The sequence below is a fragment of the Mycolicibacterium phocaicum genome, from assembly GCF_010731115.1.
GTDB lineage: Bacteria > Actinomycetota > Actinomycetes > Mycobacteriales > Mycobacteriaceae > Mycobacterium > Mycobacterium phocaicum.
Map to the genome: position 1 here is coordinate 5,040,738 of NZ_AP022616.1, position 18,085 is coordinate 5,058,822.

At 67.6% G+C, this 18,085-nt stretch carries 23 protein-coding genes; 16 read left to right on the forward strand and 7 right to left on the reverse strand.

Annotation, left to right across the window (positions count from 1 at the left end; all coding sequences use genetic code 11):
* Positions 1 to 57 precede the first annotated feature (57 nt).
* Both G6N46_RS24185 and G6N46_RS28830 read left to right on the forward strand, forming a co-directional pair.
* The gene (locus G6N46_RS24185; RefSeq protein WP_138250451.1) at positions 58 to 2,409 is read left to right on the forward strand and encodes an arylsulfatase; all 2,352 of its coding nucleotides are present in this window, start codon (positions 58 to 60) and stop codon (positions 2,407 to 2,409) included.
* 9 nt (positions 2,410 to 2,418) lie between these two features.
* Positions 2,419 to 3,144, forward strand: coding sequence for a hypothetical protein (locus tag G6N46_RS28830; RefSeq protein ID WP_234880766.1), 726 nt, complete (start codon positions 2,419 to 2,421; stop codon positions 3,142 to 3,144).
* 16 nt (positions 3,145 to 3,160) lie between these two features.
* On the opposite strand, the gene G6N46_RS24195 is transcribed toward G6N46_RS28830, so the two are convergent.
* Both G6N46_RS24195 and G6N46_RS24200 read right to left on the reverse strand, forming a co-directional pair.
* Positions 3,161 to 3,481, reverse strand: coding sequence for a DMT family transporter (locus G6N46_RS24195; RefSeq protein ID WP_138250450.1), 321 nt, complete (start codon positions 3,479 to 3,481; stop codon positions 3,161 to 3,163).
* Positions 3,478 to 4,131, reverse strand: a complete 654-nt coding sequence (locus G6N46_RS24200; RefSeq protein ID WP_138250449.1) for an FMN-dependent NADH-azoreductase — start codon at positions 4,129 to 4,131, stop codon at positions 3,478 to 3,480. Before G6N46_RS24200 ends, G6N46_RS24195 begins: the two co-directional genes overlap by 4 nt.
* A 94-nt stretch (positions 4,132 to 4,225) precedes the next feature.
* Between G6N46_RS24200 and G6N46_RS24205 the strand changes: the two genes are divergently transcribed.
* The 13 genes from G6N46_RS24205 to rplO all read left to right on the forward strand — a co-directional run bounded on the left by G6N46_RS24205 (position 4,226) and on the right by rplO (position 11,043).
* Complete coding sequence (locus G6N46_RS24205) at positions 4,226 to 4,816, forward strand: TetR/AcrR family transcriptional regulator (protein ID WP_234880765.1); 591 nt, start codon at positions 4,226 to 4,228, stop codon at positions 4,814 to 4,816.
* A gap of 96 nt (positions 4,817 to 4,912) precedes the next feature.
* Positions 4,913 to 5,038 (forward strand): hypothetical protein, encoded by a 126-nt coding sequence (locus G6N46_RS28970; protein ID WP_256370143.1) that lies wholly within the window; start codon positions 4,913 to 4,915, stop codon positions 5,036 to 5,038.
* Between the two features lie 4 nt (positions 5,039 to 5,042).
* The gene (locus G6N46_RS24210) at positions 5,043 to 6,173 is read left to right on the forward strand and encodes a YeiH family protein (RefSeq protein WP_138250447.1); all 1,131 of its coding nucleotides are present in this window, start codon (positions 5,043 to 5,045) and stop codon (positions 6,171 to 6,173) included.
* 236 nt (positions 6,174 to 6,409) lie between these two features.
* Entirely contained in the window at positions 6,410 to 6,778 is a 369-nt protein-coding gene (gene rplN / locus G6N46_RS24215; RefSeq protein WP_020101420.1) for a 50S ribosomal protein L14, read from the forward strand.
* A complete protein-coding gene (gene rplX, locus G6N46_RS24220) occupies positions 6,778 to 7,095 on the forward strand; it encodes a 50S ribosomal protein L24 (protein ID WP_020101421.1) in 318 nt (105 codons plus the stop codon). Before rplN ends, rplX begins: the two co-directional genes overlap by 1 nt.
* 1 nt (position 7,096) lies before the next feature.
* Positions 7,097 to 7,660, forward strand: coding sequence for a 50S ribosomal protein L5 (gene rplE / locus G6N46_RS24225; RefSeq protein ID WP_020101422.1), 564 nt, complete (start codon positions 7,097 to 7,099; stop codon positions 7,658 to 7,660).
* Positions 7,661 to 7,662: 2 nt separating this feature from the next.
* Positions 7,663 to 7,848 carry a type Z 30S ribosomal protein S14 gene (locus tag G6N46_RS24230; protein WP_005197641.1) on the forward strand — a complete coding sequence of 62 codons (186 nt, stop codon included), beginning with the start codon at positions 7,663 to 7,665 and terminating at the stop codon, positions 7,846 to 7,848.
* A gap of 511 nt (positions 7,849 to 8,359) precedes the next feature.
* Complete coding sequence (gene rpsH, locus G6N46_RS24235) at positions 8,360 to 8,758, forward strand: 30S ribosomal protein S8 (protein WP_020101424.1); 399 nt, start codon at positions 8,360 to 8,362, stop codon at positions 8,756 to 8,758.
* Positions 8,759 to 8,770: 12 nt separating this feature from the next.
* A complete protein-coding gene (gene rplF, locus G6N46_RS24240; RefSeq protein ID WP_138250446.1) occupies positions 8,771 to 9,310 on the forward strand; it encodes a 50S ribosomal protein L6 in 540 nt (179 codons plus the stop codon).
* Between the two features lie 2 nt (positions 9,311 to 9,312).
* Positions 9,313 to 9,714 (forward strand): 50S ribosomal protein L18, encoded by a 402-nt coding sequence (gene rplR / locus G6N46_RS24245; protein WP_061001795.1) that lies wholly within the window; start codon positions 9,313 to 9,315, stop codon positions 9,712 to 9,714.
* 34 nt (positions 9,715 to 9,748) lie between these two features.
* Positions 9,749 to 10,417, forward strand: coding sequence for a 30S ribosomal protein S5 (gene rpsE / locus G6N46_RS24250; protein WP_064858380.1), 669 nt, complete (start codon positions 9,749 to 9,751; stop codon positions 10,415 to 10,417).
* A 2-nt stretch (positions 10,418 to 10,419) separates the two neighbouring features.
* Complete coding sequence (rpmD, locus tag G6N46_RS24255; RefSeq protein ID WP_020101428.1) at positions 10,420 to 10,599, forward strand: 50S ribosomal protein L30; 180 nt, start codon at positions 10,420 to 10,422, stop codon at positions 10,597 to 10,599.
* The gene (gene rplO, locus G6N46_RS24260; RefSeq protein WP_020101429.1) at positions 10,600 to 11,043 is read left to right on the forward strand and encodes a 50S ribosomal protein L15; all 444 of its coding nucleotides are present in this window, start codon (positions 10,600 to 10,602) and stop codon (positions 11,041 to 11,043) included.
* Between the two features lie 131 nt (positions 11,044 to 11,174).
* On the opposite strand, the gene G6N46_RS24265 is transcribed toward rplO, so the two are convergent.
* Positions 11,175 to 12,401 (reverse strand): serine hydrolase domain-containing protein, encoded by a 1,227-nt coding sequence (locus tag G6N46_RS24265; RefSeq protein WP_138250445.1) that lies wholly within the window; start codon positions 12,399 to 12,401, stop codon positions 11,175 to 11,177.
* A gap of 107 nt (positions 12,402 to 12,508) precedes the next feature.
* Between G6N46_RS24265 and sppA the strand changes: the two genes are divergently transcribed.
* Complete coding sequence (sppA, locus tag G6N46_RS24270) at positions 12,509 to 14,296, forward strand: signal peptide peptidase SppA (RefSeq protein ID WP_138250444.1); 1,788 nt, start codon at positions 12,509 to 12,511, stop codon at positions 14,294 to 14,296.
* 7 nt (positions 14,297 to 14,303) lie between these two features.
* Here sppA and G6N46_RS24275 read toward each other — a convergent pair whose 3' ends face one another.
* Genes G6N46_RS24275 through G6N46_RS24290 form a run of 4 tightly spaced genes read right to left on the reverse strand, consistent with a single transcriptional unit; the run spans position 14,304 to position 18,005 of the window.
* Positions 14,304 to 15,224, reverse strand: a complete 921-nt coding sequence (locus tag G6N46_RS24275) for a class I SAM-dependent methyltransferase (RefSeq protein WP_138250443.1) — start codon at positions 15,222 to 15,224, stop codon at positions 14,304 to 14,306.
* Positions 15,225 to 15,229: 5 nt separating this feature from the next.
* On the reverse strand, positions 15,230 to 16,141 hold the full coding sequence (locus G6N46_RS24280; protein WP_138250442.1) for a class I SAM-dependent methyltransferase: 912 nt from the start codon (positions 16,139 to 16,141) through the stop codon (positions 15,230 to 15,232).
* 13 nt (positions 16,142 to 16,154) lie between these two features.
* Positions 16,155 to 17,057 (reverse strand): class I SAM-dependent methyltransferase, encoded by a 903-nt coding sequence (locus G6N46_RS24285; RefSeq protein ID WP_064858376.1) that lies wholly within the window; start codon positions 17,055 to 17,057, stop codon positions 16,155 to 16,157.
* 21 nt (positions 17,058 to 17,078) lie between these two features.
* Positions 17,079 to 18,005, reverse strand: coding sequence for a class I SAM-dependent methyltransferase (locus G6N46_RS24290; RefSeq protein ID WP_138250441.1), 927 nt, complete (start codon positions 18,003 to 18,005; stop codon positions 17,079 to 17,081).
* Positions 18,006 to 18,085: the final 80 nt, after the last annotated feature.

Sequence of the window (18,085 nt, forward strand, 5' to 3'; positions counted from 1 at the left end):
GGGTGTAATCTCCGGGCGACCGCCGAGTTCGGCGCGCGCAGACCGGGACGAGGCGTCATGGCAACTGAATTCCAGGGCACGATCAAACTCGACATCCGCGACTCGGAGCCCGACTGGACTCCATACGCCGCGCCGACCGCCCCGGCCGGCGCACCCAATGTGCTGTACCTCGTCTGGGATGACACCGGCATCGCGACCTGGGACTGCTTCGGCGGCCTCGTCGACATGCCGGCCATGCGCCGCATCGCCGACAAGGGGGTGCGGCTGTCGCAGTTCCACACCACCGCCCTGTGTTCGCCGACGCGGGCCTCGCTGCTGACCGGACGCAACGCCACCTCGGTCGGCATGGCCACCATCGAGGAATTCACCGACGGCTTCCCGAACTGCCACGGCCGCATCCCTTTTGAGACCGCACTGCTGTCCGAGGTGTTGGCCGAGCGGGGCTGGAACACCTACTGCGTCGGCAAATGGCACCTGACGCCGCTGGAGGAGTCGAACCTCGCGTCCACCAAACGGCACTGGCCGCTGTCGCGCGGCTTCGAACGCTTCTACGGATTCATGGGCGGCGAGACCGACCAGTGGTACCCCGAACTGGTCTACGACAACCATCCCGTCGCGCCACCGGCCACGCCCGAAGAGGGCTATCACCTGTCAAAAGACCTGGCGGACAAGACCATCGAGTTCATCCGGGACGCCAAGGTCATCGCCCCGGACAAGCCCTGGTTCTCGTACGTCTGTCCGGGCGCGGGTCATGCGCCGCACCATGTCTTCAAGGATTGGGCCGACAAATACGCCGGAAAGTTCGACATGGGCTACGAGGCCTACCGCGACCTGGTGCTCGAGAACCAGAAGCGCCTCGGCATCGTGCCGCCCGACACCGAGCTCTCGCCCATGAATCCCTATCTGGACGTCAAGGGCCCGAACGGTGAGCCGTGGCCGCTGCAGGACACGGTGCGGCCCTGGGACGGACTGAGCGACGACGAGAAGCGGCTGTTCGCCCGCATGGCCGAGGTGTTCGCCGGCTTCCTGTCGTACACCGACGCGCAGATCGGGCGGATTCTCGACTACCTGGAGGAGTCGGGCCAGCTGGACAACACCCTCATCGTCGTCATCTCCGACAACGGGGCCAGCGGAGAAGGTGGCCCCAACGGCTCGGTCAACGAGAACAAATTCTTCAACGGCTACATCGACACCGTCGAAGAGAGCATGCGGTACTTCGACACCCTCGGTTCGCCGGACACCTACAACCACTATCCGATCGGCTGGGCGATGGCCTTCAACACGCCCTACAAGCTTTTCAAGCGCTACGCCTCGCACGAGGGCGGTATTGCCGACACCGCAATCATCAGCTGGCCCAACGGAATCGCCGCACACGGCGAAGTGCGCGACAACTACGTCAACGTCGCCGACATCACCCCGACCGTCTACGACCTGCTGGACATCGAACCACCGACCGAGGTGCGCGGCGTGCCGCAGCGGCCGCTCGAAGGAGTGAGTTTCAAAGCAGCCCTGGAAGATTCGGCGGCCGGCACCGGCAAGGCGACGCAGTTCTACGCGATGCTGGGCACGCGGGGCATCTGGCACGACGGCTGGTTCGCGGGCACGGTGCACGCCGCCACGCCGTCGGGGTGGTCGCACTTCGACAAGGACCGCTGGGAGTTGTTCCACATCGCGTCCGACCGCAGCCAGTGCCACGACCTCGCCGCGGAGAATCCGACGAAACTCGCTGAAATGCAGGAACTCTGGTTCGCCGAGGCGGCCAAGTACAACGGCCTGCCGCTGGCGGACCTCAACGTGTTCGAGACGCTGCTGCGGGACCGCCCCTACCTGATGCGCGACCGCCAGACCTTCACCTACTACCCGGGCACCGCCGAGGTGGGCATCGGCGCCGGCGTCGAACTGCGGGGACAGTCGTTCTCGGTACTGGCCGAGGTCGACGTCGAATCGGCGGCCGCCGAAGGGGTGCTCTTCAAGCAGGGCGCCGGCCACGGCGGACATGTGCTGTTCGTCCAGGACGGCCGGCTGCAGTACGTCTACAACTTCATGGGCGAAGACGAGCAGGTGGTGTCCGCGCTCGATCCGTTGCCCTTGGGGCGGCACGTGTTCGGCGTCCACTACGACCGCACCGGCACCGTGGCGGGGAGTCACACTCCGCTCGGCACCGTCGAGCTGCGCATCGACGACGCGGTGGTGGCAACCCGCCCGGATATCCGCGCCCACCCGGGCACCTTCGGCCTCGCCGGCGGCGGCGTCGCGGTCGGGCGCAACGCGGGCCAGCCGGTGTCGAACCGCTACCGGGCCCCGTTTCCCTTCGTCGGCGGCACCATCGCCAAAGTCGTCGTCGACATCTCCGGTACGCCGTATCTTGACGTCGAACAGGAACTGGCCAAGGCGTTCTGCAAGGACTAGGGGACTGAGATGAGCGGACCGATCATCCGGTGCACCGCCGCGATGTCGGCGGCGGTGCTGTTGGGAGCCTGCGGCGGTAAGACCGACGAGAAGCCCACCACTACAACCAAACCCGACGGCACCACCACCACGACCAGTACGTCTGCTCCGTCGTCGACGTCGACGTCGACGGCGGCATCCGGGTCGAAGATGCCCGACCTGCCGACGTACGGAGTGGTCGAGACCACCAAACGCCCTGTCGCGGCCGGGGAGCAGGTCTGCGACCCGCCGAGCCCGCCCGCGCAGACGATGACCGCGTCCACCGGAGCACCCGGGTCGCCGACCGTCGTCGTCGCGGTGCCCGACGGATTCAGTCCGGGCGCGCCGCCGTCCGGTGATGTCGGGCTGAACCTGACGGGCCCCGACGGCCTGACCGGAACCGTGAAGATCACTCCCACGCCGCAGGATGCCGCCGCGGCGTTCCAGGGATACGCCGACGCGCGCACCGCGGGCCACGAATTCAACAGCGTCAGCATCCTGCCCGACGAATTGTGCGGTTACAGCGGGCAGAAGCTGATGGGTGTGCTTGCCGACAAGCCCGGCTCCGGCAGCGATTACGTCGACCGCATCGTGCATGTGTGGACCAACAACGGGGACTACCTCATCGCGCTGCAGTTGCAGGGACCCGCTGGTTCGAAGGGGCTCGATGCGGCAAAGCCGGTGCTGCTGGGGGATTTCGGTATCCGGATGGGCTGAGCGGGGCCGGCGCTCACTACTCGGGATTGGTCAAGCGCGCCAACATGATTCCGCCGACGATCATCGACAAGGCCACCGCCCGGCCGATGTTCAGCGGATCCTTGTGGACCAGCACTCCGATGGCGATGGCACCCACCGCGCCGATGCCGGTGAACACCGCGTAGGCGGTGCCCACCGGCAGCGTCCGCATCGCCAGCGACAACAGGTACACCGACAACGCGCCGACGACAACGCAGATGACCGTCGGTAGCAGGCGGGTGAATCCGTCGGTCGGTTTGATGCTCTGCGACCAGGCGATCTCCACGCCGCCGGCCAAAGCGAGGATGAGCCAGTTCATTTCGCATACTCCGCAGCCAACGCGCGGGCGGTGCTCAGCGCGGCCGCCAGGGATGCGTCGTGCCCGTTCCGGAACTGGGCGAGCGTCGGATCCACCCGGGAGTTGGCCAGTTCGGCGTTGATGAAAACGGTGTCGGTGACGGCGAAATGCCCGGCGAAGAAGTCGCGCAGGAACCGCTCCTGATAGTCGAAGGCCGCCTTGGGCGAGCCCGGCGAGTAGGCGCCACCCCGTGCGGTGGCGACCACGAACCGCCTGGGTGCCAACGACATTCGCGGAAACGTCACCTGGTCCAGCCAGGCCTTCAGGGCGGCCGGAATCGAATAGTTGTACATCGGCGTGCCGATCAGCACGACGTCGGCCGAGCGCAATTCGGCCAGTAGCGGTTCGACGACGGCCCAGGCCGCGGATTGGGCGGGGGTGCGTGCCAGGTCGGCCAGCTCGTCGAGGTCGGTGACGCCGGCGGCAAGTGCCGCATCGCAGATCTCGGTCCAGCCGGCGTCGATGAACGGCACGGGGTCGGCCGCGACGTCGCGGTAGCGGTAGGTCCCGCCGGGTGCCGCCGCGCGCCAGGCCCGCGCGAACGCGGCGCTGACCTGCCGACTGATCGATGGGTTGCGGGCGCTGGCATCCAGGTGAAGCAGCGTGGTCATGGCGATCCTCTCAAAGTGGACACAGTGTCCGGTTAATGATGCAGACAACCGGACAATGTGTCCACTTATTCCGGACGTGAGTTATCGTGCAGTGGTGGATATCGGCGCGGACCTGCTCGGCGGTGACGACGCCGGCGCCGAGCGCGCCGATGCCGCGCGCAACCGCGCCCGGATCCTGGCCGCGGCCGCGGACGTCTTCGCCGCTCGTGACCCGCGCACCGTCACGATGGAACACATCGCCACCGCGGCCGGCGTCGGGCGCGGCACGCTGTACCGGCGTTACCCCAACACCGCGGCCATCGCCGTCGCGCTGCTCGACGAACATGAACGCGCCCTGCAGCGCCAACTGATCTCCGGAGAACCCCCGCTCGGGCCGGGAGCTGCTCCCGCCGAACGACTTTCGGCCTTCTATGCCGCCATGGTCGACCTGCTCGACCGGCACGCGGATCTCGCGCTCGGCGCCGAGGTCGGCGGCGCCCGCTTCGGCACCGGGGCCTACGGTTTCTGGGCCGCCCACGTGCGCGCCCTGCTGGTGCAGGCCGACGTCGCCGACCCGGATGCGCTCGTCGACATCCTGCTGGCGCCGCTGGCTGCCGAGAACTTCCTGCATCAACGCGACCGTGGCCTGTCCGTCGCGCAGATCAGCGGTGCGCTGACGCGGCTGGCGCACGCGGTCCTCGGCTGACCCGCGGGTCCGTTCAGATTCAGCGCGAGCAGATCCCTGTGCACGCGGCGCGGCACCCGCCACCATGAGCCCAACATCGGTGACGGGAGAGGCGTGATGACAGAGAGTGACGCGACGCAAGGCTGGATAAGCCGCGTCGGGACTGATTGGTGGGCAACGATTTTGGGGCTGGCCGTGACGGCACTGGCCGTGGCCGGCGTCCTGCCGAAGATCGGCTGGTGACGCGATGACCGTCGATGCGGCTGACACCGCCGACCACGTCGAATCGGGCGATCACACCGAATCCACGGGCGCCCGCAGGTTCCTCGACTACGTGCCCGGTCTGCTGCTGCTGATCGCGGTGGGCCTGGCCGGAAAATATGCCCAGATCGGCTGGCTGGCGCTGGCCAAGCAGCAGCACTGGCACGTGCCCGACATCGAATACGTGCTGTGGGCCATCGTTTTCGGGTTGATCATCACCAATACTGTTGGGCTGCACCGGATTTTCCGTCCAGGCGTGGCCACGTACGAATTCTGGCTCAAGGTCGGCATCGTCCTGTTGGGCGCGCGGTTCGTCCTCGGCGACGTCCTCAAGCTCGGCGCCACCAGCCTGGTGCAGATCCTGATCGACATGACCGTCGCGGGCGCGATCATTCTCGCCGCGGCTCGGTGGTTCGGACTGTCCGGCAAGCTCGGCTCACTGCTGGCCATCGGGACATCGATCTGCGGCGTGTCGGCGATCATCGCGGCCAAGGGCGCCATCCGGGCCCGCAACTCCGACGTCAGCTACGCGATCGCGTCGATCCTGGCCCTCGGCGCCGTCGCACTGTTCGTGCTGCCGCCGCTGGGGCACGCCATCGGGCTGACCGACCACGAGTTCGGATTGTGGGCCGGCCTCGCGGTCGACAACACCGCCGAGACCACGGCCACCGGCTACCTGTTCTCCGACGAGGCCGGCAAGACTGCCGTCCTCGTGAAGTCGGTGCGCAACGCGCTGATCGGTTTCGTCGTCCTCGGTTTCGCCATCTACTGGGCCGCCAGGGGAGAGGCCGACGCCGTCGCCTCCGGCGTGCGTGCCAAGGCCGCGTTCGTCTGGCAGAAGTTCCCGAAGTTCGTGCTCGGCTTCCTCGCGGTCTCGGCCGTCGTCACCGCCGGGCTGTTGAGCAAGGGACAGATCGCGAACCTGGCCGCGGTGTCCAAGTGGGCGTTCCTGCTGACCTTCGCGGGCGTCGGGCTGTCCACCGACTTCCGGCAGATCGCGCGGACCGGCTGGCGCCCGCTCGTCGTCGCGGTGATCGGCCTGGTCGTGGTGGCGACGGTGTCACTGGCGCTGGTGCTGCTGACCTCGCGGGTCCTGGGCTGGGGCATCGGGGGCTGACCGCCACCTGTTCGAGACCGACGAATGGTCGCTGCCGACGAACGGCAGCGACCATTTCGTTGTTTTCAAGGCTGGTTGAGCAGCGATTTGGAGCGTTATGGCTGCTCGCCTACTATGTAAGGGTTGCCCAGGGCAGACCCCGGTCATCACGTGACCTCGCGTGCCTTTGGACAACAAGACCGCGCACGTCCAGGTCGGTATCTGGCGTGCATACAAAACCCAGGTCAGGAGATCGAGTGATTCAGCAGGAATCGCGACTCAAGGTCGCCGACAACACGGGCGCAAAGGAAATCCTTTGCATCCGCGTGCTCGGTGGCTCGTCGCGGCGCTACGCCGGCATCGGCGACATCATCGTGGCGACCGTCAAGGACGCCATCCCGGGCGGCAACGTCAAGCGTGGTGACGTGGTCAAGGCCGTCGTCGTGCGCACCGTCAAGGAGCGCCGCCGGCCGGACGGCAGCTACATCAAGTTCGACGAGAACGCCGCCGTCATCATCAAGAACGACAATGACCCCCGCGGTACCCGCATCTTCGGGCCGGTCGGTCGCGAACTGCGCGAGAAGAAGTTCATGAAGATCGTCTCGCTGGCCCCGGAGGTTTTGTGATGAAGGTGCACAAGGGCGACACCGTGCTGGTCATCGCCGGCAAGGACAAGGGTGCCAAGGGCAAGGTCATCGAGGCCTACCCGACCCGCAACAAGGTGCTCGTTGAGGGCGTCAACCGGATCAAGAAGCACACTGCGCAGTCGCAGAACGAGCGCGGTGCATCGTCGGGTGGCATCGTCACCCAGGAGGCGCCGATCCACGTTTCCAACGTGATGGTGGTCGACTCCGACGGCAACGCGACCCGCATCGGCTACCGCGTCGATGAGGAGAGCGGCAAGAAGGTCCGTATCTCTAAGCGCAATGGCAAGGACATCTGAGATGACCACTGTGGAAAACACTCAGCCCCGGCTGAAGACGCGTTACCGCGAAGAGATCCGCGACGCGCTCAACAATGAATTCAACTACGCCAACGTCATGCAGATCCCCGGCGTGGTCAAGGTTGTCGTCAACATGGGTGTCGGTGACGCCGCCCGCGACGCCAAGCTGATCAACGGCGCGGTCAACGACCTGACGCTGATCACCGGCCAGAAGCCGGAAATCCGCAAGGCCCGCAAGTCCATCGCGCAGTTCAAGCTGCGTGAGGGCATGCCGATCGGCTGCCGCGTCACCCTGCGTGGCGACCGCATGTGGGAGTTCCTGGACCGCCTGATCTCCATCGCTCTGCCCCGTATCCGCGACTTCCGCGGTCTGTCGGCCAAGCAGTTCGACGGCAGCGGCAACTACACCTTCGGCCTCAACGAGCAGTCGATGTTCCACGAGATCGACGTCGACTCGATCGACCGCCCCCGCGGCATGGACATCACGGTCGTCACCTCGGCCACCACTGACGACGAAGGCCGTGCGTTGCTGCGGGCCCTGGGCTTCCCGTTCAAGGAGAACTGACAATGGCAAAGAAGGCTCTGGTCAACAAGGCCAACAAGAAGCCGAAGTTCGCGGTGCGTGGCTACACCCGCTGCAACAAGTGCGGTCGCCCGCACTCGGTGTTCCGCAAGTTCGGCCTGTGCCGAATCTGCCTGCGGGAGATGGCCCACGCCGGCGAGCTGCCCGGCGTGCAGAAGTCCAGCTGGTGACTCTGCCCGTCTCATGACGCTGTAGAAAGCCGCCCCGGTCCTGGTGACCGGGGCGGCTTTTGCGTTCTGCGGGGCGCGCGGCTCGTCGAGCGTGCACACAGATCGTCCAGAACAGCGGATCCGCGGTCTCTGTGCACATTCGCCGCGCCACGTGGTGAGGCGACTTCGTGAATGTGCGCAGGGATCGCAAAAAGTGTGGATCCGGTGATCTGGATGCACATTCGTGGCACGAACTGGCTGCGCGAGCTCGCGAAAGCGCGGATTTGGCCCTGAGCTGCGCATTGTCTACACTGGGCAGGTTGCCATGGGCGTTTTCGTCCAATGGCCGATCGGCATGTGCCTTCCGAAGCTGGATTGCACTACTGATGCACGACCCCTGACCGACCCCGGTCAGATAAGGGAAAACACTTCGTAGCAGGCCCACGATGTGACGTGCCGAGCCACCGCAAGGTGGGACCGGCACGGGCGTGATGTATGGGAACCGCAGCGAGAAAGGTTGATCAACGCTGTCATGACAATGACGGATCCGATCGCAGACTTCTTGACACGTCTGCGCAACGCCAACTCGGCGTACCACGACGAGGTGACCCTGCCCCACTCGAAGATCAAGGCGAACATCGCCGAGATCCTCAAGAAGGAGGGTTACATCACTGACTACCGCACCGAGGACGCCCGCGTGGGCAAGAGCCTCGTTGTGTCCCTCAAGTACGGCCCGAGCCGCGAGCGCAGCATCGCCGGCCTCCGCCGGGTGTCCAAGCCCGGTCTGCGGGTGTACGCGAAATCCACCAACCTGCCGCGGGTTCTGGGTGGCCTGGGCGTGGCGATCATCTCCACGTCCTCCGGCCTGCTCACCGACCGCCAGGCAGCTCGACAGGGCGTGGGCGGCGAAGTCCTCGCTTACGTCTGGTAGGGGGCAGAAAACATGTCGCGTATTGGTAAGCAGCCGGTCGTTGTGCCGGCCGGTGTCGATGTGACCATCGACGGCCAGAACGTCGCGGTCAAGGGCCCCAAGGGCACCCTGACGCTGGATGTCGCTGAGCCGCTCGAGGTGTCGCGCAATGACGAAGGTGCCATCGTGGTCACCCGTCCGAACGACGAGCGTCGCAACCGCTCGCTGCACGGACTGTCCCGCACCCTGATCGCCAACCTGGTGACCGGTGTGACGCAGGGCTACACCACCAAGATGGAAATCTTCGGCGTCGGTTACCGCGTGCAGGCCAAGGGCTCGAACCTGGAGTTCGCGCTCGGCTACAGCCACCCGGTGCTGATCGAGGCCCCCGAGGGCATCACGTTCGCAGTCGAGACCCCGACGAAGTTCTCGGTGTCCGGCATCGACAAGCAGAAAGTCGGCCAGATCTCGGCAGTCATCCGCCGCCTGCGTCGCCCCGACCCGTACAAGGGCAAGGGCATTCGCTACGAGGGTGAGCAGATCCGCCGCAAGGTCGGAAAGACAGGTAAGTAGCAATGGCCAACACTGAGACTGACAAGCGTAAGCCGTTGGGCCAGAACATCTCTGAGACCCGTCGGGTGGCGCGTCTGCGTCGTCACGCCCGTCTGCGCAAGAAGGTCGCCGGCACCGCCGAGCGTCCGCGCCTGATGGTCAACCGCTCCTCGCGGCACATCCACGTCCAGGTGATCGACGACCTGACCGGCACCACGCTGGCCGCCGCGTCGTCCATCGAGGCCGACGTGCGTGCCGTCGACGGTGACAAGAAGGCCGTCAGCACCCGCGTGGGTCAGCTGATCGCCGAGCGCGCCAAGGCTGCCGGCATCTCCGAGGTCGTTTTCGACCGCGGTGGCTACAGCTACGGCGGCCGGATCGCCGCTCTCGCGGACGCCGCTCGTGAAGGCGGGTTGACGTTCTAATGACTTACTTGAAGATGACCGGAAGGACTGCATGATGGCCGAGCAGGCTGGCGCCGCTTCGGCGCAGGACAACCGTGGCGGTCGTGGTGACCGCGACGGCCGTGGTCGCCGCGATGACCGCGGTGGCCGTGGTCGCGGCGACGACCGCGGTGAGAAGAGCAACTACATCGAGCGCGTTGTCACCATCAACCGCGTTTCGAAGGTGGTCAAGGGTGGTCGGCGCTTCAGCTTCACCGCGCTGGTGATCGTCGGCGACGGCCACGGCATGGTGGGCGTCGGCTACGGCAAGGCCAAGGAAGTTCCGGCCGCCATCGCCAAGGGTGTCGAGGAGGCTCGCAAGGGCTTCTTCCGCGTCCCGCTGATCGGTGGCACCATCGTGCACCCGGTTCAGGGTGAGGCTGCTGCCGGTGTCGTGATGCTGCGTCCGGCCAGCCCGGGTACCGGTGTCATCGCTGGTGGTGCGGCTCGCGCGGTGCTGGAGTGCGCCGGCGTGCACGACATCCTGGCCAAGTCGCTGGGCAGCGACAACGCGATCAACGTGGTGCACGCCACCGTTGCCGCGCTGAAGCAGCTGCAGCGTCCGGAGGAAGTGGCGGCCCGTCGTGGCCTGCCCATCGAAGATGTTGCGCCGGCCGGCATGCTGCGGGCCCGGCGTGAGGCAGAAGCGCTCGCCGCCTCGGCAGCGCGTGAAGGATCGGCATAATCATGGCTGAACTGAAGATCACCCAGGTGCGTGGCACCGTGGGTGCCCGGTGGAAGCAGCGCGAGAGCCTGCGGACGCTGGGACTGCGCAAGATCCGCCAGTCCGTCGTTCGCGAGGACAACGCGCAGACCCGTGGTCTGCTCGCGGTGGTCAACCACCTCGTCACGGTTGAGGAGGCGTAAATGAGCGTCATCAAGCTGCACGACCTCAAGCCGGCCGCGGGGTCCAAGAAGGCCAAGACCCGCGTCGGTCGTGGTGAGGGCTCCAAGGGTAAGACCGCTGGTCGTGGTACCAAGGGCACCAAGGCCCGCAAGAACGTCCCCGTGACGTTCGAGGGTGGCCAGATGCCGATCCACATGCGTCTGCCGAAGCTCAAGGGCTTCCGCAACCGCTTCCGCACGGAGTACGCGGTGGTGAACGTCGGCGACCTCGCCAAGGCGTTCCCGCAGGGCGGCACCGTCGGTGTGGACGAGCTGGTGGCCGCGGGCCTGGTTCGCAAGAACACCCTGGTCAAGGTGCTCGGCGACGGCAAGCTGGCTGTCAAGGTCGACGTCACCGCCAACAAGTTCAGCGGTAGCGCCCGCGAGGCGATCACCGCTGCTGGTGGTAGCGCGACCGAGCTGTAACTGTTTCGCGAAAAGGGAGTCTCGGCCTTCGGCCGGGGCTCCCTTTTTGTGTCCGCCGAGAATGAGCTTGTGTGCCACTTTCGTCGCGGAATTGGCACACAAGCTCAGTTTCGGCGGCCCTGGTCCGGCAGCTAGTTCTGCAACCGGGCGCCCAGGACGTCGTAGAAGAGTGCCTGGCGGATGGCCAGTTCGCGGGGATCACTGACCAGATGGAAGCCCAGCCGGTTCATCACGTAGCCGAAGCCCACGCCGGTGTCGGGGTCGGCGAAACCGAACGAGCCACCGAAGCCGGGGGTGCCGAACGCCTTGCCCGACGAGCCGAAGGCGAACGTCGGGATCGGCTTGCAGAGGCCCAGTGCGTAGGCGATCTCGGCGCGCATCACCTTGTCCCGGGTGCCGCCTGACGGATCGCGCGGCGGCGCGATCAGCGCATCGAAAATCTCTGGGGTGAAACCTATTTCGCTCCCGCCGGTCGCCGCGGCGCCGTAGAGGCCGGCCAGTGCGCGCGCCGTGCCGGTGCCGTTGGCGGACGGGATCTCGACGCGGCGCACCTTGTCGGTGTTGTAGTCGCCGGCGTAGGGGTCGATGTCGGCGGGGATGGCGGCGGTCCTGGCCAGCAACCCGCGCGGGTTGAGGCTGCCGATCAGGAACCCGGCCGGCATGACATCGAGGTGCCGCAGGGACTCGTAGCGCTGCCAATGGTGCAACGTGGCGAGCCGGTTCCGATCGACCGAGTCCGGCAGGCCGATGTACAGGTCGAGGCCCGACGGCCCGGTGATCTCCTCGGCGAGATAGCGGCCGAGCGTACGGCCGTCGGTGCGGCGGATCAGCTCGGACTCGTACCAGCCGATGGTGATGGCGTGATAGCCGTGCCGGGTGCCGGGCTTCCACGCGGGCTTCTGCGCGGCCAGGATGGCGGAGAGGCGCACCGGATCGGCGATGTCGGACAGCAGTGGGTTGGGCGTCAGGACGCACAGGCCCGCCTGGTGCGCCAGCAGCTGACGCACGGTGCCGTCGCCCTTGTCCTGCGCGGCGAACTCGGGCCAGTACGTGCGGACCCGCTCGTCGTAGTCGAAGAGCCCTTTCGACACCGCGTGCGCAACAGTAAGGGCGGCAACACCTTTCGTCGACGAGAACATGTTGACCATGGTGTCGGCCTGCCACGGCGCCCGGCTGATCCCGTCGCGGTAGCCGCCCCACATGTCGACGACCTTGCGGCCGTCACGGTAGACGCACAGGGCGGCGCCGACCTCGCCGCCGGCCGCGAAGTTGGCCCGGAACGCGTCGGCGACCTTGCCGTAACCGTCGTCAGCATCGCCGTGGACCAAATCGGGGGAGACGGAGACCTTCAGCACCATGTGGTCGATCATCACCCGCGAGCAGGCGCAAAACTGTCGAAATCGGGCACGAAATGGACAGTTTTGCGTCTGCTCGGCATACGACGGCGAGTCGGTAGGCTCGGAACATGTTTGCTTTCCGGCCCAGCCTGCCCGGTCTTCCCGGCCCCGACGAGTTGCGAGCCCTGGTCCGCAAGGTCGACACCGCGCGTCACCACGGCGTGCCGAGCGGCTGCGTACTGGAACTCGACCTGCAGGCCGTGCCGCCCGAGACCGCCGGCTTCGACCCGATCGCCTTCGTCATGGGCAACTCCCGGCCCCTCGTGCTGCGCGACGCCGTCGCCGCCATCCACCGCGCGGCCGACGACAAGCGGGTTGCCGGTCTCATCGCCCGGGTCCAATTGCCCGCTGCCGCAGCGGGTCCGGTGCAGGAACTGCGCGACGCGATCGCCGCGTTCAGCGCCGTCAAGCCGTCCATCGCCTGGGCCGAGACCTACCCGGGCACCATGTCGTACTACCTGGCCTCGGCGTTCCGGGAAGTGTGGATGCAGCCGTCGGGCACCGTCGGGCTGGTCGGTTTCGCCACCAACGCGCTGTTCCTGCGCGACGCATTCGACAAGGCCGGCATCGAGGCACAGTTCGTCGCCCGCGGCGAGTACAAGTCGGCGGCCAACATGTTCACGCAGGACCGCTACACCGAGCCGCACCGCGAGGCCGACGGCCGGCTCATCGAGAGCCTGCACGCCCAGGTGCTGACCGCCATCGCGGAATCCCGCGGCGTCGACGCCGACGAACTCGACACCCTGGTCGACCGGGCGCCGCTGCTGCGCGACGACGCACTCGCCGCCAAACTGGTGGACCGCATCGGGTTCCGTGACGAGGCCTATGCGCGGGTCGGTGAATTGACCGGTGGCGCAGCGGAAGCCGACGGCAAGGATGCGCCACCGCGGCTGTTCCTGTCCCGGTATGCCAAGGCCACCGCCGGCCACACGCTGCCCGAGGTGCCGCCGCTGCCGGGCCGCAAACACAAGCCGACCATCGCCGTCGTCACCCTGGCCGGTCCCATCGTCAGCGGCCGCGGCGGCCCGAGCGCCTTCCCGCCCGGACCGTCGAGCGTCGGCGGCGACACCATCGCCGCGGCCCTACGGGAAGCCGCCGCGGACGACGATGTCACGGCTGTCGTGCTGCGGGTCGACAGCCCCGGCGGTGCGGTCACGGGCTCGGAGACCATCTGGCGCGAGGTGGCGCGACTGCGCGAGGCGGGCAAACCTGTCGTCGCGTCGATGGGCGCGGTCGCCGCGTCCGGCGGCTACTACGTGTCGATGGCGGCCGACCACATCGTCGCCAACGCCGGCACCATCACCGGATCCATCGGCGTGGTGACGGGCAAGCTCGTCACCAAGGGCCTCAAGGAACGGCTCGGGGTCGGCTCGGATGCCGTGCGCACCAACGAGAATGCCGACGCCTGGTCGGCCAACCAGCCCTTCACCGAGGCGCAGCACGCGCACGTGGTGGCCGAGGCCGACCTGTTCTACACCGACTTCGTCGAACGCGTCGCCGACGGGCGCAACCTGCCGGTCGAGGCCGTCGAGCAGGTCGCGCGCGGCCGCATCTGGACCGGCGCCGACGCGCTGGAACACGGCCTGGTCGACGAACTCGGTGGGCTGCGGACCGCCGTGCGCCGGGCCAAGGTGCTGGCCGGTATCGATGTTGAAGCTCCCGTCCGAACCGTCAACTACCCGGGCTCGTCGCTGCTGGATCACGTGCGGCCCAAGGCCTCCTCGCAGCCGGCCGCGGCGTCGTTGCCGGATGCGGTGGCGGCGGTGCTCGGCCGGTCCCTGGTCGGTGCGCTCGGCCAGGCCGAGCGGTCGATGACCGGGGTCAGTGCGCTGTGGCTGGGGGACTACCGCTTCTAGCAGAAGCTCAGCCGAGAGTGCCGCTGATGTAGATGATTTCGCGCATCGGGTCGTCGTCGCCGAGGACCGTCGCCGTCAGCCCGTGCCGGGCATGCAGATCCACCCGGCCGATGCCGGTCATCTGCCAGCCCTTGGCCGCCAGATAGTCTGCGGCGGAGTGCCTTTCGCCGTGGTAGACCAGCGACGGCATGTCCATGTTCAGGCCGAGCTGCTGGAACCCCGCAGCGGCCTCGCGCGCCTTGTCTGCATCGAAATCCTTGAGCCCCGGCACGAATTCAGTGGCCACGGCACTGCCGGGCGCGCTGAGCGCGTGAATGTTGTCGAACAGCTTGTCCTGGGCCTCCGGCGGCAGGTAGATCAACAGGCCTTCGGCCAGCCATGCGGTCGGCCGGCTGGGGTCCAGGCCGGCCGCCCGCAGTGCCGCCGGCCAGTCCTCGCGCAGATCGATCGGCACGGTCCGGCGCTCGGCGGTCGGCTCCGCGCCGAGGCCGGCCAGGGTGCGGGTCTTGAACTCGATGACCTCCGGCTGGTCGATCTCGTAGACGACGGTGCCGTCGGGCCACGGCAGCCGGTACGCGCGCGAGTCCAGACCCGAAGCCAGGATCACCGCCTGGCGGATGCCGCGCTCGGCCGCCGCTGTGAAGTAGTCGTCGAAAAACCGTGTACGCACGGCCATTTCGTCGATGTTGGCACGCGCCCGCGCCGCCGCATCCGGGGCGACGGCGTCGAGAACGGCCAGGTCCAGCTCACCGTCGACCATCTTGGTGAACGCCTCGATCCCGACGGCGCGCACCAGCGGCGCCGCGAACGGATCGTCGATCAGACCGTGTTCGTGGGTGCTGGCGATCGCCCGCCCGGTCGCGACGAGCGTGGCCGTCGCGCCGACGCTCGATGCCAGGTCCCAGCTGTCTCCGTGTGTCCGGGCCATCGCGCTCACGCCTTCCGGTTCAGGACCGCGCGGACGTACTTGAGCTGGGTCCAGGCGCGGGACAACTCGTCGTCCGGGTACTGGAAACCGTTGTCGGCGTGCGCTTGTTCGACCGACCGCGCGGTGACGTCCCAGCCGAGACCGGTCAGGTAGTCCGTGACGTGGTTGCGTTCGCCCTGGTAGATGAGGTCGGCCATTTCGATGTTCGAGCCGAGGGCCTTCATCCGTTCGCGCATCTGTTGCATCCGCTCGTCGTCGAACGCGGAGCTCAGATCGCCGACCTGTTCGGTGGCCACGAAGCTGCCCGGTGCCGACAGGGCGGTGATGTTGTCGAACAACCTGTCCTGGGCCTCCGGCGGCAGGTAGATCAGCAGTCCTTCGGCGATCCACGCGGTGGGCGCCGCGGGATCGAAACCGTTGTCGCGCAGCGCCTGCATCCAGTCGTCGCGCAGGTCGACTGCGACGGTGCGCCGCGTCGCGGTGGGGGCGGCGCCGATATCGGCGAGTGTCGTCGACTTGAACTCGATGACCTCGGGCTGGTCCACCTCGAAGACGACGGTGCCCGCGGGCCAGGGCAGCCGGTAGGCGCGCGCGTCCAGACCGGCGGCCAGGATCACGGCCTGGCGGACGCCGGCCGCGGCCGCGTCGAGGAAGAGCTGGTCGAACCAGCGGGTGCGTACCGTCATGCCCTCCGCCGCGCGTCGCGGGGTGAACGCCGGGTTGACGGCGCTGAGGTCGATGTCGCCGTCCAGCGCCTTGGTGAAGAAGTCCAGCCCGACGGCGCGCACCAGCGGCTCGGCGTACGGGTCGTTGATCAGTTGCTCGCGGTGGGCGAAGGCGCGTTGCCCGGCGACCATGGTCGCGGTGGCCCCCACGCTGGACGCCAGGTCCCAGGAATCTCCGTCGGTTCGTGTCATTGGTTGCCAGCTCCTAGTTCTTGGTGGCCGTCACGGACAGGGAATTACGCAGTGCCGCGGTGTCTTCTGTCTCGGCGAGGGGACGGCCGTACTCGGCGAAAACTTCAAGGCGCGGGCGGGCCGTGGTATTCCAGCCGCTGGCGTCCAGGTGCTCGACCACCGAGGTGCGCTCGCCCTGGTACCAGAGGTCGGTCAGGTTGAGGTCAAGGCCGGCGCCGCGCCACCGCTCGCTCATGGCGGCGCCGCGCTCGCGCATGCCGGCGCCGTGGTCGGTGTGGAACTCCGTGGCCAGGCGGCTACCCGGCGCCGACAGCGCGGTGATGTTGTCGAACAGCTTGTCCTGCGCCTCGGGCGGCAGATAGATCAGCAGCCCCTCGGCGATCCAGGCCGTCGGTGCCGACGGGTCGAATCCGGCGGCGCGCAGTGCGGCCGGCCAGTCCTCGCGCAGGTCGATCGCCACGGTGCGGCGTTCGCACGTCGGGGTGGCCCCGATCTGTGCCATGGTCCCGGTCTTGGCGGCGATCACCTCGGGCTGGTCGATCTCGTAGACGACGGTGCCGGCCGGCCAGTCCAACCGGTAGGCGCGCGAGTCCAGGCCGGCGGCGAGGATGACGGCCTGCCGGATGCCGGCGTCACCCGCGGTGGTGAAGAAGTCGTCGAAGAACTTCGTCCGCACCGCCATCAGGTTGGTCATCATGGCGGCGGCCGTCCCGACCTCGCCGCTGAGATCGACCTGCCCGTCGAGCAGCTTGATGAAGAACTCGACGCCGACGGCCCGCACCAGCGGATCGGCGTACGGATCCCGAATGAGCGGTTCGGCTTCCTTCGTCGCCAGGGCGCGGGCGGTCGCCACCATCGTGGCGGTCGCACCCACGCTCGAGGCCAGGTCCCAGGTGTCGCTGTCGGTCCGGGTCATCGGTTCACTCCTGTCGTGGGCTCAGCGCAGTGCGGTGACGTAGTTGACCTCGCCCATCGAGGGCTGGCCGTTCGGGTCGGCCGCGACGGCCGGCAGGCCGTTGCGGACCAGCAGTTCGTTGGAGGTGACGGCGGTGGTCTGCCAGCCGTGGCCCTGCAGATAGGTGTCCACGTCGGCGCGGTCACCGAGATAGACCAGATCGCTGAAGTCGAGTTCGAAGCCCTGGTCGCGCCAGTGTTCCGACGCGGCCTTCATCCGCTCACGCACGGCGTCCTCGTCGAGGTCCGGGGTGGCCGGCACGCCTTCGGCGCCCATCCGGCTGCCCGGTGCGGACAGTTCGGAGATCTGGTCGAGCAGCCGGTCCTGTGCTTCGGGCGGCAGGTAGCCGAACAGGCCCTCGGCGATCCACGCGGTGGGCTTGGTGGGGTCCAGGCCCGCGGCGCGCAGTGCGGCAGGCCAGTCGTCGCGCAGGTCGATCGCCACCGTGCGCCGTTCGGTGGTCGGCGCCGCGCCGAGATCCGAAAGCGTCTTGGACTTGAACTCGATGACGTCGGGCTGGTCGATCTCGTAGACGACGGTGCCCGCCGGCCAGACCAGGCGGTAGGCCCGCGAGTCGAGGCCCGCGGCCAGGATGACGGCCTGCCGGATACCGGCCTTGCCGGCGTCCCGGAAGAAGTCGTCGAAGAATCTGGTGCGCGCCGCCATCCCGTTGGTCAGCTGCGACATGGTCGGGCCGTAGCCGGCGCCGAACTGGGCGGGATCGGTGGCGCCGTCGACCAGCTTGGTGAAGAACTCGACCCCGACGGCGCGGACCAGGGGAGCGGCGAACGGGTCGTCGATGATCGGGTCTTCGGAATTGGTGGCGAGGGCGCGGGCGGCGGCGACCAGGGTCGCGGTCGCTCCCACGCTCGATGCCAGGTCCCACGTGTCGTTGTCAGTGCGTGCCATCGCGTCGTTCCTGTCGTCGATTACCCGTTGAGCGGGCTGGTAGTTAGCTCATGTAACAACCTGTCGGCGACTGTACGCGC

What these genes read in the sequence shown, in the direction of transcription:
- G6N46_RS24185 (WP_138250451.1), top strand. Translation starts at nt 58, where the DNA reads ATGGCAACTGAATTCCAGGGCACGATCAAACTCGACATCCGCGACTCG.
- G6N46_RS28970 (WP_256370143.1), top strand. Translation starts at nt 4,913, where the DNA reads ATGACAGAGAGTGACGCGACGCAAGGCTGGATAAGCCGCGTCGGGACT.
- G6N46_RS24200 (WP_138250449.1), bottom strand. Translation starts at nt 4,131, where the DNA reads ATGACCACGCTGCTTCACCTGGATGCCAGCGCCCGCAACCCATCGATC.
- G6N46_RS24290 (WP_138250441.1), bottom strand. Translation starts at nt 18,005, where the DNA reads ATGGCACGCACTGACAACGACACGTGGGACCTGGCATCGAGCGTGGGA.
- rpmD (WP_020101428.1), top strand. Translation starts at nt 10,420, where the DNA reads ATGGCTGAACTGAAGATCACCCAGGTGCGTGGCACCGTGGGTGCCCGG.
- G6N46_RS24210 (WP_138250447.1), top strand. Translation starts at nt 5,043, where the DNA reads ATGACCGTCGATGCGGCTGACACCGCCGACCACGTCGAATCGGGCGAT.
- G6N46_RS28830 (WP_234880766.1), top strand. Translation starts at nt 2,419, where the DNA reads ATGAGCGGACCGATCATCCGGTGCACCGCCGCGATGTCGGCGGCGGTG.
- G6N46_RS24265 (WP_138250445.1), bottom strand. Translation starts at nt 12,401, where the DNA reads ATGGTGCTGAAGGTCTCCGTCTCCCCCGATTTGGTCCACGGCGATGCT.
- rplE (WP_020101422.1), top strand. Translation starts at nt 7,097, where the DNA reads ATGACCACTGTGGAAAACACTCAGCCCCGGCTGAAGACGCGTTACCGC.
- rplX (WP_020101421.1), top strand. Translation starts at nt 6,778, where the DNA reads ATGAAGGTGCACAAGGGCGACACCGTGCTGGTCATCGCCGGCAAGGAC.
- G6N46_RS24230 (WP_005197641.1), top strand. Translation starts at nt 7,663, where the DNA reads ATGGCAAAGAAGGCTCTGGTCAACAAGGCCAACAAGAAGCCGAAGTTC.
- G6N46_RS24195 (WP_138250450.1), bottom strand. Translation starts at nt 3,481, where the DNA reads ATGAACTGGCTCATCCTCGCTTTGGCCGGCGGCGTGGAGATCGCCTGG.
- G6N46_RS24285 (WP_064858376.1), bottom strand. Translation starts at nt 17,057, where the DNA reads ATGACCCGGACCGACAGCGACACCTGGGACCTGGCCTCGAGCGTGGGT.
- G6N46_RS24275 (WP_138250443.1), bottom strand. Translation starts at nt 15,224, where the DNA reads ATGGCCCGGACACACGGAGACAGCTGGGACCTGGCATCGAGCGTCGGC.
- G6N46_RS24280 (WP_138250442.1), bottom strand. Translation starts at nt 16,141, where the DNA reads ATGACACGAACCGACGGAGATTCCTGGGACCTGGCGTCCAGCGTGGGG.
- rpsE (WP_064858380.1), top strand. Translation starts at nt 9,749, where the DNA reads ATGGCCGAGCAGGCTGGCGCCGCTTCGGCGCAGGACAACCGTGGCGGT.
- rplR (WP_061001795.1), top strand. Translation starts at nt 9,313, where the DNA reads ATGGCCAACACTGAGACTGACAAGCGTAAGCCGTTGGGCCAGAACATC.
- rplF (WP_138250446.1), top strand. Translation starts at nt 8,771, where the DNA reads ATGTCGCGTATTGGTAAGCAGCCGGTCGTTGTGCCGGCCGGTGTCGAT.
- sppA (WP_138250444.1), top strand. Translation starts at nt 12,509, where the DNA reads ATGTTTGCTTTCCGGCCCAGCCTGCCCGGTCTTCCCGGCCCCGACGAG.
- rplO (WP_020101429.1), top strand. Translation starts at nt 10,600, where the DNA reads ATGAGCGTCATCAAGCTGCACGACCTCAAGCCGGCCGCGGGGTCCAAG.
- rpsH (WP_020101424.1), top strand. Translation starts at nt 8,360, where the DNA reads ATGACAATGACGGATCCGATCGCAGACTTCTTGACACGTCTGCGCAAC.